The organism is Micrococcus sp. 116, from assembly GCF_902506395.1.
Classification (GTDB): Bacteria; Actinomycetota; Actinomycetes; order Actinomycetales; family Micrococcaceae; genus Micrococcus; species Micrococcus luteus.
Window position 1 is genome coordinate 1,870,943 of sequence record NZ_LR732370.1, and the last position, 12,244, is coordinate 1,883,186.

8 protein-coding genes are annotated in these 12,244 nt (G+C 73.7%); 4 read left to right on the forward strand and 4 right to left on the reverse strand.

The window, feature by feature from the left end:
* Positions 1–4 precede the first annotated feature (4 nt).
* From paaZ to CITRIK5_RS08690, 3 genes are all read left to right on the forward strand, one after another.
* Positions 5–2,125, forward strand: a complete 2,121-nt coding sequence (gene paaZ / locus CITRIK5_RS08680) for a phenylacetic acid degradation bifunctional protein PaaZ (RefSeq protein ID WP_095353733.1) — start codon at positions 5–7, stop codon at positions 2,123–2,125.
* Between the two features lie 138 nt (positions 2,126–2,263).
* Complete coding sequence (locus tag CITRIK5_RS08685; protein WP_061866831.1) at positions 2,264–3,196, forward strand: 3-hydroxyacyl-CoA dehydrogenase; 933 nt, start codon at positions 2,264–2,266, stop codon at positions 3,194–3,196.
* Positions 3,197–3,311: 115 nt separating this feature from the next.
* Positions 3,312–4,262, forward strand: a complete 951-nt coding sequence (locus CITRIK5_RS08690; protein ID WP_095353732.1) for a hypothetical protein — start codon at positions 3,312–3,314, stop codon at positions 4,260–4,262.
* A gap of 13 nt (positions 4,263–4,275) precedes the next feature.
* On the opposite strand, the gene CITRIK5_RS08695 is transcribed toward CITRIK5_RS08690, so the two are convergent.
* The 3 genes from CITRIK5_RS08695 to CITRIK5_RS08705 all read right to left on the reverse strand — a co-directional run bounded on the left by CITRIK5_RS08695 (position 4,276) and on the right by CITRIK5_RS08705 (position 6,826).
* On the reverse strand, positions 4,276–4,896 hold the full coding sequence (locus CITRIK5_RS08695; protein WP_159833544.1) for a TetR/AcrR family transcriptional regulator: 621 nt from the start codon (positions 4,894–4,896) through the stop codon (positions 4,276–4,278).
* A 92-nt stretch (positions 4,897–4,988) separates the two neighbouring features.
* Positions 4,989–6,338, reverse strand: a complete 1,350-nt coding sequence (locus CITRIK5_RS08700) for a phenylacetate--CoA ligase family protein (protein ID WP_095353730.1) — start codon at positions 6,336–6,338, stop codon at positions 4,989–4,991.
* A 71-nt stretch (positions 6,339–6,409) separates the two neighbouring features.
* Positions 6,410–6,826, reverse strand: coding sequence for a PaaI family thioesterase (locus tag CITRIK5_RS08705; RefSeq protein ID WP_020624995.1), 417 nt, complete (start codon positions 6,824–6,826; stop codon positions 6,410–6,412).
* 212 nt (positions 6,827–7,038) lie between these two features.
* Between CITRIK5_RS08705 and CITRIK5_RS08710 the strand changes: the two genes are divergently transcribed.
* Positions 7,039–10,629: a bifunctional RecB family nuclease/DEAD/DEAH box helicase gene (locus tag CITRIK5_RS08710; protein ID WP_159833546.1), complete on the forward strand. Its 3,591-nt coding sequence runs from the start codon at positions 7,039–7,041 to the stop codon at positions 10,627–10,629.
* 1 nt (position 10,630) lies between these two features.
* On the opposite strand, the gene CITRIK5_RS08715 is transcribed toward CITRIK5_RS08710, so the two are convergent.
* Entirely contained in the window at positions 10,631–12,211 is a 1,581-nt protein-coding gene (locus tag CITRIK5_RS08715) for an AMP-binding protein (RefSeq protein ID WP_098094205.1), read from the reverse strand.
* Positions 12,212–12,244: the final 33 nt, after the last annotated feature.

Consider the following 12,244-nt stretch of genomic DNA (forward strand, 5'->3'; position numbering starts at 1 on the left):
CCCCGTGACCGTCACCGCCCCCTCCCTCCCGGAGATCCTCCCCAGCTACGTCGCCGGCAGCTGGTGGACGCCGTCGCACCCGTCCAAGGTCACCGATGTGACGGACGCGAACACCGGCGCGCGCCTGACCGGCGTCTCCACCGACGGCCTCGACACGGCCGCCGCCATCGAGCACGCCCGCACCGTCGGCCAGCAGGCCCTGGGCGCGCTGACCATCCACGAGCGCGCCCTCAAGCTCAAGGAGCTCGCGCTCTTTCTGAACTCCCGCGTCCAGGAGCTCTACGACGTCTCCTTCGCCACCGGCGCCACGCAGCGCGACCACGCCTTCGACGTCGACGGCGGCATCGGCACCCTCTTCACGTTCTCCGGCAAGGGCCGCCGCGAGCTACCGAACTCCACCGTGATCATCGACGGCGACGTGGAGCCCCTCTCCCGCGACGGCTCCTTCATCGGCGAGCACATCTACCAGCGCATCCCGGGCGTGGCCGTGCAGATCAACGCGTTCAACTTCCCTGTGTGGGGCATGCTGGAGAAGTTCGCCCCGGCCTTCGTCGCCGGCGTGCCGACCGTGGTCAAGCCGGCCACCCCCACCGGCTACGTCACGCAGAAGTGCGTCGAGCTGATGCTCGAGTCCGGCGTGCTGCCCGAGGGCTCGATCCAGCTGATCTCCGGCTCCGCCCGCGACCTGCTGGACCACCTGGACTACCGCGACCACGTCGCGTTCACCGGCTCCGCCGCCACCGCGGCCACGCTGAAGAAGCACCCGAACGTGCAGGAGGGCGGCGTCCGCTTCACCGCGGAGACCGACTCCCTCAACGCCGCCATCCTCGGCCCGGACGCGGACCCGGAGTCCCCCGAGTTCGAGGCGTTCGTGAAGGCCGTCTTCCAGGAGATGACGGTCAAGGCCGGCCAGAAGTGCACGGCCATCCGCCGGGTGATCGTCCCGCAGGACCGCGTCGAGGCCGTGACCGCCGCCCTCACCGAGCGCCTGGCCGCGAAGGTCGTCCTGGGCGACCCGCGCGTCGAGGGCACCACCATGGGCGCCCTGGCCTCGAAGGAGCAGCAGGGCGAGGTCCGCGGCGCGGTGCAGCGCCTGGTCGACGCCGGCGGTCAGGTCCGCCTCGGCGGCCCCGAGGGCTCGACCGGCGACGCCGACGCCGAGTCCGGCGCGTTCTTCGCCCCCACGGTGCTCACCTTCGAGGACGCGCGCACCCCCGAGGTGCACAGCGTCGAGGCGTTCGGCCCGGTCACCTCGGTGATCGGCTACACGGACGTGGCCGACGCCGTGGCCCTGGCCGCCCTGGGGTCGGGTTCGCTCGTGGCCACGGTCGCCACGAACGACGGTGAGACCGCCCGCGCGTTCGCCGCCGGGATCGGCGCCCACCACGGCCGCGTGCACGTCCTGAACCGCCAGACCGCCACGACCACCACCGGTCACGGCGCCCCCGTGCCGGTGCTGATCCACGGCGGCCCCGGCCGCGCCGGCGGCGGCGAGGAGCTCGGCGGGGTCCGCGCCGTGAAGCACTACATGCAGCGCACGGCGATCCAGGGCTCCCCGGACATGCTCACGGCCATCACCGGCGTGTGGCATCAGGGCGCCGCGGCCCACACGGTGACGCGCGAGGACGTGGAGGCCGGCACGGCCGTGCACCCGTTCTACAAGTCCCTGGCCGAGCTGACGGTGGGCGACCAGTTCGCCTCCGGCCTGCGCACCGTCACCCTGGAGGACATCACCGCCTTCGCGGAGGAGACCGGGGACAGGTTCTACGCCCACACGGACGAGGAGGCCGCCATGGCCAACCCGTTCTTCCCGCGCCGGGTGGCCCACGGCTACCTGCTGGTCTCGTGGGCCGCGGGGCTGTTCGTGGCCCCGGATCCGGGCCCGGTGCTGGCCAACTACGGCCTGGAGAACCTGCGCTTCATCACGCCGGTGACCTACGACGACGCCATCCGCGTGACCCTGACGGCCAAGCGCATCACCCCGCGCGTGAGCGACGAGTACGGCGAGGTGGCCTGGGACTGCCGGATCCACAACCAGAAGGACGAGCTCTGCGCCCAGTACGACGTGCTGACGCTCGTGGCCAAGACCTGGCCGATGGCCCCGTCCGAGACCTCCCAGGGCTGAGCCCCCCTGCTTCGACGGGCCGTCCCGTGCGCCCGCTGCGCGCCGGGCGGCCCGTCGTCGTCCCCGGGAACAAGGAGCGTGCCCGGGACGTTCACCTGTACGTCCCATTCGGACCGCGAGAGAAGAAGGTCGACACACATGTCCGAGTTCACCCGTTTCGAGCAGGTCACCGTGCTGGGCACCGGTGTGCTGGGTTCGCAGATCATCATGCAGGCGGCGTACCACGGCAAGAAGGTGATGGCCTACGACGCCGTCCCCGCCGCCCTCGAGGGGATCGAGCGCCGCTGGGCGTGGATCCGCCAGGGCTACGAAGCAGACCTCGGGGAGGGCTACGACCCGCAGCGCTTCGACGAGGCCATCGCCCGCATCACGCCGACCTCGGACCTCGGCGAGGCCCTGGCGGATGCGGACATCGTGGTCGAGGCCGTACCGGAGAACCTGGAGCTCAAGCGCAAGGTGTGGGCCCAGGTGGGCGAGCTCGCCCCCGCCACGACCCTGTTCGCCACGAACACCTCCTCCCTGCTGCCCTCGGACTTCGCCGACGCCAGCGGCCATCCGGAGCGCTTCCTGGCCCTGCACTACGCCAACCGCATCTGGGCGCAGAACACCGCCGAGGTCATGGGCACCGCCGCGACCTCGCCGGAGGCCGTCGCGGGAGCCCTGCAGTTCGCCGAGGAGACCGGCATGGTCCCCGTGCACGTGCGCAAGGAGATCCCGGGCTACTTCCTCAACTCCCTGCTCATCCCGTGGCTGCAGGCCGGCTCCAAGCTGTACATGCACGGAGTGGGCAACCCGGCGGACATCGACCGCACGTGGCGCGTGGCCACCGGCAACGAGCGCGGCCCGTTCCAGACCTATGACATCGTGGGCTTCCACGTGGCCGCCAACGTCTCCCGCAACACGGGCGTCGACTGGCAGCTCGGCTTCGCTGAGCTGCTCGAGAAGAGCATCGCCGAGGGCCACAGCGGCGTGGCCGACGGCCAGGGCTTCTACCGCTACGGGCCGGACGGGGAGAACCTCGGCCCGGTGGAGGACTGGAACCTGGGCGACAAGGACACCCCGCTCGGCTGACCTCCTCGACTGACGGATCAGGGGCCGTCCGGTGCGCACCCCGCATCGGGCGGCCCCGACGCATGCCCCCGCCGCTTCCTTGTGGCATCCGTCACAGCGCACGTAGAGTCGGGCCATGACGACCCCCCGACTCCCCCTGCTCGGCGCCCTCGCCGTGGGCGCGCTCGCCCTCGCCGGGTGCGCGGGCGGCGGCGGCGCGGAGCCCTCCTCCCCCGCCCCCTCGTCGGCGTCGTCCACGACGACGGCGGCCTCGCCAGCGTCCACGTCGCCCGCGGCCAGCAGCTCCACGGCCCCCACGTCGCCCGCCGCCAGCAGCTCCACGGCGAGCACGGGCGGCACCTCCGCCTCGGGCAGCCTGTCCCTCGAGATGCCCCCCGCGCTGAACGGGCAGCGGACCCTGGCGGTGCAGGCCGCCGTGCAGCGGGCCGCGGGGCCGGGGTCCGAGGTGGGGCTGAGCGCCGCCTCGCCGTTGGAGCGGCAGACGGAGCTGCGTCAGCGGGCCGCCGGCCTGGAGCAGACGGTCGACGCCGGCGCGAGCCCGGCTCCCACCCGCAGCGCGGAACAGCAGGCCTGCCTGGACGCCGCCCGCTCCGACCTGGAGCGGGACGCCGAGGCCGGGGCGGCGGACCTGGGGCTCACGGCCCAGCCGGAGACGGCCGCCACGACCGGCGGCGGGCCCACCTCGACGCCGGTGCCCTCCTTCACGGCGTCCCCCGACGCCGAGGTCACTCCGCTCGGCGTGCGCGTCACCGTGTACCCCACGGAGGAGGCCGCCCGCGCCGCCCTGGAGGACGCCCGAGCGGCGGCGCAGGCCTGCACCGGGGTGGACCTGGCCGGGCTCGGCGTGGAGAGCGTGACGCGGACCGAACACGAGGGCGGCACCGCCTACACGGCGCTCCCGGCCCCCGGGGGGTCCGTCTACTCCCACCTCACGGCCGTGCAGGACGGCGCCCGCACCGTGGCCGTGGCCCAGGCCGACGCGGACGGCGGGGTGCCCCCGGACGCCGAGGACCGTGCGGCCTCGATCGTGGCCGACGTGCTCGCCGCGCTCGACGGCGAGGGCTGAGGACAGCGGCCCCTCAGCCCCGCAGGCCCCCGAGCACCACGCCCGTGACGGCGTCGATCATCTGGCCCGGTCCCTGCTGGCCGGGGACGCCGCGATCCGGCCGGTACCAGTCGACGATCGAGTTGATCATGCCGAGCGCGAGGCGGGCGAGGTTGCGCGGGGTCACGTCGGAGCGCACCGCACCCGCGGCCTGGGCGGCCTCGAGCAGGTCCCCGAAGCGCCGGGTGATCTCACGACGACGCTCGACGGCGGCCACCTCGACCGCCGAGTTCCCGCGCAGGCGCAGCAGCAGGGTCACCTCGGGCTGCTTCTCCGCCAGCACCCCGAGCGTGCCGCGGATGGCCGCCTCGACCTGCGCGCCGGCGTCGACCCCGCTGGCCACCACATCGTCCAGGCACGCCTCGAGGGCGTCGAGCGCCTCCGTCACCGCGTGGTCGAGGATCGCCTCCTTGGACTCCACGTGGTGGTAGATCGCGGACTTGGAGATGCCCAGGTGGGTGGCGAGCATGCCCATGGACGTCGCCTCGTAGCCGTGCCGGTTGAAGAGCTCGACGCACTCGGCCAGCAGCGTCTGCCGGTCATAGCCGGGCCGGCCGCGGCGCGGGGTGGGGCTGCTCTGGGGCCTGTCTGGCACGGGGCTCCTTCGGGGGCGGGCGGACGCCGACGACGGCGCACCGGTCCACTCTACCGGGCACCCCGGCGTCGGGATCGGCCGCGGGGACGGGATCAGGCCTGGTCGCGCAGGTCGTAGATCCGCTTGAGCTTGCCGGAGGAGCGGGCCAGGGACTCCGGCTCCACCACGTTGATCATGCACGAGGAGCCGATCTTCGTCTTGATCTCCATGCGCAGGTGCGCGGCGCAGGCCTGGGCCTCCTCGAGGGTCGCATGATCGCGGCGCTCGATGTTCACGGCCATCTGGTCCATGCGGTCCGGACGGGTGATCTCGAGGGTGAAGTGCGGCGACAGGGCCGGCTCCTTGAGGACCAGCTCCTCGATCTGCGACGGGAACAGGTTCACGCCGCGCAGGATGATCATGTCGTCCGAGCGGCCGGTGATGCGGCCCATGCGGCGGTGGCCCGGGTGTGTGGTGCCCGGCAGCAGGCGGGTGAGGTCGTGGGTGCGGTACCGGATGATCGGCAGCGCCTGCTTGGTGAGCGAGGTGAAGACGAGCTCGCCGTGGCGGCCGGTCTCGAGGACCTCGTCCGTGAGCGGGTCGATGATCTCGGGGCGGAAGTGGTCCTCCCAGATGTGGGAGCCGTCCTTGGTGGCCGCGGACTCGCCGGCCACGCCCGGGCCCATGACCTCGGAGAGGCCGTAGATGTCCAGGGCGTCGAGGTCGAAGGTCTGCTCGATCTCGCGGCGCATCTCCTCGGTCCACGGCTCCGCGCCGAGGATCGCGACCTCGAGGGAGGACTCGCGGGGGTCCAGCCCGAGCTTCTTGAAGCCGTCCGCGATGGTCAGCAGGTAGGTGGGTGTGGAGAGGATGGCGCGCGGTTGGAAGTCGGTGATCAGCTGCACCTGCTTCTCCGTCTGCCCGCCGGACATCGGGATCACGGCCGCGCCGATGCGCTCGGCGCCGTAGTGGGCGCCGAGGCCGCCGGTGAACAGGCCGTAGCCGTACGCGTTGTGCACGCGGTCACCGGGGCGGATGCCGCCGGCGCGGAAGCAGCGGGCGACGAGGGTGGCCCACGTGGCCAGGTCGTCATCGGTGTAGCCGACCACGGTGGGCTGGCCGGTGGTGCCGGAGGAGGCGTGGATGCGACGCAGCTCGGGGCCCGTGGCGGCGAACGCGCCGAACGGGTAGTTCTTCCGCAGGAACTCCTTGTCCGTGTACGGGAACTTGGCGAGGTCCCCGAGCTCCCTGTAGTCCGAGGGGTGGACGCCGTGCGTGTCGAAGTGCTCGCGGTACGCGGGCACGTTCTCGTAGGCGTGGTGCAGGGTCCAGCGGAGGCGTTCGAACTGAAGCGCCTCGATCTGGTCCCGGCTCATCGTCTCCTCGGGGTCCGGGGCCCCGCGGTCGGCGGGGGCGGGCAGGGGTGCCGGCGTGTACGGGTTGGGGATCGAGGCCTCGAGCATGGCGTTCTCCTGGGGATGCGGGGTCGGGCGGCGGTCGACGACGGCGGCGCACCGGCGGGTGCGCCCGTCGGTCAGCGTCCGGGGGCGGGGATGGTGCGGGAGCGGCCGCGGAAGGCGGCCACCGGGGTGCCGTCGTCGGTGGTGACGGTGATGTCGTAGACGGCCGAGCGGCCCGCGGCGGCGACCAGGCGCCCCTCCGCGACGAGGGTCTGCCCGGCGCGCGTGGCCGCGAGGAAGTTGACGTCCACGCCGGAGGCCACGGTGAGGGTGGAGCCGTCCGAGGCGGGGTCGTTGCAGGTCAGCGCGAAGCATGTGTCCGCGAACGCGAAGACGGCGCCGCCGTGGGCCAGGCCGAAGCCGTTGTGCTGGTCCTCGGTGAGCGTCATCCGGATGCGCGCGTGGTCCTTCTCGGCGGCCTCCAGGGTGACGCCGAGCCACCGTGCCACGCGGTCCTCCGCGAGCATGGGGTGGTGGGCGGTCTCGGTCATGGGCGGGCCTCCCTGCCGGCAGGGGCGCGCCGGCGCGGCGGCGCAGAGAATTACTGAACGATCATTAGGTAACTCCCTGGATGTGACCCACGTCAAGTCCGGCCCGGTGTGTGACGCGCGCCGCCGCCCTGCCGCCGCCGGGGCGAGGCGCGCCGGGACCCTGTGGGCGGGCCCTGCCCATCGTGTCCGCAGCTGCTGTCTAGGGTGACGGCATGGTGACCTTCGCGCCGGACCGCGCCTCCTTCATGCTCAGCCCCTCGGACATCACCGCCGCCGCGACGTGCACCTACGGGTGGCTGCGGGGGACGGTGGACCCCGCGCTCGGGCGCGCCCCGCGGATCGGCGTGGCGGATGCGTTCCTCGAGCGGGTCTCCCGCCTCGGGGACGAGCACGAGTCCCGCGTGCTCGCGCGACTCGAGGCGGAGCACGGCGCAGACCAGGTGGTCCGGCTCGCCCGCCCGGAGCGATACACGCCCGAGGGTGTGCGGGCCGCCCGCGAGCGCACCGCGGCGGCGTTGGCCGCGCGTCCCGCCGTCGTGTTCCAGGGGATGCTGCACGACGGCGCGTTCCGCGGCCTGGCCGACTTCCTCGTGCTCCGCACGGACGAGGAGCACCCCGAGGGTGCGTACGAGGTGGTGGACACGAAGCTGGCCCGGCATGCGCGGGTGACGGCGCTGCTGCAGATCGCCGCGTACGCGGACCTGCTGGACGGCATGGGCGTGCCGCGGGCGCGGCAGGGCAGCCTGTGGCTCGGGGACGGTTCCCGGCACGTCGCGGACCTGGACGAGGTGATCCCGGTGTACCGGCACCAGCGCGCCCGGCTGGAGGCGCTGCTGCAGGATCATGTGGCCGCCGGGGAGCCCGCCCGCTGGGGTGACGACCGCCTGAGCGTCTGCGGCGCATGCGAGGCGTGCGAGGAGGCCGTCGCCGAGCACCGGGACGTGCTGCTCACGGCGGGGGCCACGCGATTGCAGCGCACCCGGCTGCGCGAGGCCGGCATCATGACCATCGAGCAGCTCGCGGCGTCCGTCGCACCGCCGGAGGGCATGGCCCGCCGCACGTGGGAGGCACTGCGGGAACAGGCGGCGATCCAGCTGGAGCCGGCCGGGGCGGACGGGCTGCCGCCGCATCGGATCGTGGACCCGCGGGCCGTGGCGGGGCTGCCCGTGCCGGACGCCGGAGACGTCTTCTTCGACTTCGAGGGGGACCCGCTGTGGGTCTCCGCGGACGGGAGCATGGAGGGCCTCGAGTATCTGTGGGGCTGGGTCGAGGCGCCGGGCGGGGACACCGCGCGCACCGCCTCGGCCGACTTCCGGTTCACGGGCCTGTGGGCGGACACCCGTGCCGCCGAGCGGGCGGCGCTGGAGGAGTTCGTGCGCTTCGTGGAGGCCCGTCGCGCGGCGCACCCCGGCATGCGGGTCTACCACTACGCGCCCTACGAGGTCACCGCGCTCAAGCGCCTCACGGTGCGCCACGGGGTGGGCGAGCGGGAGCTGGACGACTGGCTGCGCGCCGGCCTGTTCGTGGACCTGTACTCCACCGTCCGCGCGAGCCTGCGGGCGGGCGTGCCGAGCTACTCGATCAAGAGGCTCGAGCCGCTGTACATGGGGGTGGAGCACCGGGCGGAGGACGGCGTCACGACGGCGGCGGACAGCGTCACCGAGTACCACCGGTACGTCGCCGCGCTGGAGGCCGGAGACACCGAGGTCGCGCGGGCGATCCGCGCCGACATCGAGGACTACAACCGGTACGACTGCGTCTCCACGGCGCGGCTGCGGGACTGGCTGCTGGAGCAGGTGGGGCGCACCGCCGAGCACGGCGCCACGGCACCCCGGCCCGACGACGATGAGCACCTCGTCGAGCCCGCCCCCGCCTTGGAGGGCGAGGACGCGCGCCTGGAGGCGGACCTCCTGGGCCTCCTGCCCACCGCGGACGACGCGGACGCCGTCCTGGACGACGAGCAGCGCGGCGTGGCCCTGCTCGCCGCCGGGCTGGGCTTCTACCAGCGCGAGGACAAACCCGTGTGGTGGGCCTTCTTCGACCGCGGCATCTCCCCGCCGGATGAGTGGCAGGACGCCCGCGCCAACGTCGTGGCGGACCGCGTGGACGTGGCCGAGGACTGGCACCGACCCAAGGGCGCTCGGACCTTCCAGCGGGTGCTGCGGATGACCGGCACCCTGGAGCCGGGGAGCTCGCTGCAGCCCGGAGCCGAGGCCATCACGGTGTACGAGGACGTCCCGGCGGACCGCCGCGACCTCCTCCAACCCAACGCGGTGCGCTGGGTCGGTGCCAAGGCCGTCGTGGAGGACGTCGAGGACCGCCCGGACGGCAGCTCCGTGGTGCTGCTGCGGGAGAAGATCCCCACGCAGGACGTGGAGCAGCATTCGGAGCTGCCCATGGCGGCGTTCGCCCACACGGTGGTGAACACGGACAAGCTCAAGGAGCGCCTGCGCGAGCGCGCCCGGACCGCGGTGCAGGCCGGCGGTCTGCCGGGATCGGGAGGCGACGCCGCCGCCCCGTCCACGGCCGCCTTCGACATCCTGGCGCGCCGCCCCCCGGCGACCGCCGGCCGCCCCCTGGCGGCCATCTCCACCGAGCTGCGCGAGGGCGACTCCGCGCCCGCTCCCGCCCGCCAGGGCTGGGAGGCGCTCGTGGAGGCGCTCGAGTCCGCGCGGGGCTCCTACGTCGCCGTCCAGGGCCCTCCCGGGACGGGCAAGACCCACGTGGGGAGCCACGCCGTGAAGGCCCTGCTCGAACGCGGGTGGAGCGTGGGCGTCACGGCCCAGTCCCACGCCGTGGTGGAGAACTTCCTGGGCAAGCTCGTGTCCATCGGGGTGCCGAAGAAACAGGTGCTCAAGGCGGAGAAGCGCGGCAAGGACGCGCCCGAGCGCCCCTGGGCCACGGTGTCGGACGCCAAGCCGTACATCGGCCTCCCCGGCCACGTCGTCGGCGGCACCGCCTGGACCTTCGCGCACGAGGACGTGCAGGAGTTCGACCTCCTGGTGATCGACGAGGCCGGGCAATTCTCCCTGGCGCACACCCTCGCCGCGGCGGCCATGGCCCGCACTGTGCTCCTGCTCGGCGACCCCCAGCAGCTGCCGCAGGTCACCAAGGGGACCCACCCCCAGCCGATTGGCGAGGCCGCGCTGAGCTGGCTGGCCGCCGACGAGCCGGTGCTGCGCGCAGACCGCGGCTTCTTCCTGGACACCTCCTGGCGTATGCACTCCGCGCTGACGGAGGCCGTCTCCACGCTCTCCTACGCCGGCGAGCTCGGCGCGAAGGAGGACGTCACGGACGCCCGCCGCCTCGACGGCGTGGAGCCCGGGCTGCACCCGTGGCCGGTCTCCCACACGGGCAACGCGGTGTCCTCGCCGGAGGAGGCCGCGGCCGTCGTCGAGATCATCCAGTCACTGCTCGGCCGCACCTGGTCCACCGGCCCGGACGACCCCGGCCGGCCGCTCGAGCCGTCCGACGTGATCGTGGTGGCCCCGTACAACGCGCAGGTCGCCACGGTCCGGGAGGCGCTCGACGCCGCCGGTCTCGAGGGCACCACCGTCGGCACCGTGGACAAGTTCCAGGGCCGGGAGGCCGCCGTCGCGATCCTGACGATGGCGGCGTCCTCACCGCAGGAGGTGCCGCGCGGGCTGGACTTCCTCCTGAACCGTAACCGGCTCAACGTGTCGATCTCGCGCGGACAGTGGGCCGCCTACCTCGTCCACTCCCCCGCCCTCGCGGACGCGCTGCCCACCCGCCCCGAGGACCTGCCGATGATCGGCGCGTTCCTGCGGCTCGTGCACCGCTGACTCAGCCGGCGGCGCCCTGGCGCAGCAGGAACCGCTGCAGCTTGCCGGAGGGGGTCTTGGGCAGCCGGTCCACGAAGTGCACCCGGCGCGGGTAGGCGTGCTTGGAGTACTCGTCGCGGACCTTCGCCTGCAGCTCGGCCGCCAGGGCGTCCGGGTCCGCGACGGCCCCGGCGGGCACCACGAACGCCACGACCTCCTCGCCCCGCACCCCCTCCGGGTCCGGCAGGCCGACGACGGCGACCTCCTGCACCCGCGGGTGGTCGATGAGCACGGACTCCACGTCGAACGGGCCGATCCGGTAGCCGGCGGCGAGGATCACGTCGTCGTCCCGGGAGGAGAAGAAGAACCAGCCGTCGTCGTCCTGCCGGGCGGTGTCCCCGGTCAGGTACCAGCGCCCGTCCGGGGTGAAACGCTCCGCGGTCTTCTCCGGCTCCCCGAGGTAGCCGGGGAACCAGAACAGGGGCGAGGCCGCGTCGATCGCGATCTGCCCGTCCCGGATCTCCGCGGCGATCCCCGGCAGGGGCACACCCATCGAACCCGGGCGGGGCGGCGCGGCCAGCTCGGGGTGCGCGAGGGTGCAGATGACCATGCCCAGCTCGGTCTGGCCGTAGTGGTCGCGGATCTCCGTGCCGAGGGCCGTCCGGCCCCACTCGAGCACGGACGGCGGCAGCGGCTCCCCCGCCGTGGACACGCGCCGCAGCCGCAGCGGGGCGTCCTCGGTGACCTCCCCGGCCTTGGCCAGCGCGCGGAACATCGTGGGGGCGCCGGCGAGGTTCGTGATGCCCTGCGAGCGGATCACCTCGACCATGGTCGCCGGGGAGAAGGCGCCGCGGTACTGCACCGAGGTCGCCCCGAGCACCAGCGTGCCGACGATCCCGTAGTACAGCCCGTACGCCCAGCCGTGGTCGGCCGCGTTCCAGAACAGGTCCTCGGGGCGCAGGTCCACCGCGCACGTGAGGTAGACGGCGAACGCGGCGGCCGCGCGCAGCGGCACAGGCACCCCCTTGGGGCGGCCGGTGGTGCCGGAGGTGAACAGCAGGGCGATCGGCCCGTCCCCGCCGACGGCGACGTCCTCGGCCAGCGGCGCGGAGTCCGCGAGCGCGTCCCACTCCGGGCCGGTGCGGATGATCTCGATGCCCGGGATGTCCGTGAGCTTCTCGGCCTGGCGGGGCTCGGCGACGACGAGCCGCGCCGCCGCGCCCTCGATGCGCATCCGCGCGGCGCCCGCGGCGAACGCGGTGAACAGCGGCACGTGCACGGCGCCGAGCCGCCACAGGGCCAGCAGCGTGATGACGAGCTCCTCCCGTTTGGACATCATCACGGGGACCCGGTCGCCGCGCGTGACGCCGCGGGCGGCGAGGCCGGTGGCGAGGCGGCGGGAGCGGTCGGCCAGCTCGCCGAAGGTGAGGTCGACGGCGGACATGTCCTCCGCCACGAACCGGAACGCCACGGCGTCGGCCGGCCAGCGGTCGCAGAGCAGGTGGGCGGCGCAGGCGTCCGGGGTCTCGACATCGGCGACCCACCCGGCCATCAGCCGGTCGATCGTCCCGGCCTCGTGGGCCTGCCCGGTCCGTTCCGTCATCTTGGTCTCCTCATCCCTCGCGGCACGCCGACG

Excerpts from the sequence above, each read along its gene's own strand:
- CITRIK5_RS08705 (WP_020624995.1), bottom strand. The coding sequence starts at position 6,826 with ATGACCGAGACCGCCCACCACCCCATGCTCGCGGAGGACCGCGTGGCA.
- CITRIK5_RS08685 (WP_061866831.1), top strand. The coding sequence starts at position 2,264 with ATGTCCGAGTTCACCCGTTTCGAGCAGGTCACCGTGCTGGGCACCGGT.
- CITRIK5_RS08715 (WP_098094205.1), bottom strand. The coding sequence starts at position 12,211 with ATGACGGAACGGACCGGGCAGGCCCACGAGGCCGGGACGATCGACCGG.
- CITRIK5_RS08700 (WP_095353730.1), bottom strand. The coding sequence starts at position 6,338 with ATGCTCGAGGCCTCGATCCCCAACCCGTACACGCCGGCACCCCTGCCC.
- CITRIK5_RS08710 (WP_159833546.1), top strand. The coding sequence starts at position 7,039 with ATGGTGACCTTCGCGCCGGACCGCGCCTCCTTCATGCTCAGCCCCTCG.
- CITRIK5_RS08690 (WP_095353732.1), top strand. The coding sequence starts at position 3,312 with ATGACGACCCCCCGACTCCCCCTGCTCGGCGCCCTCGCCGTGGGCGCG.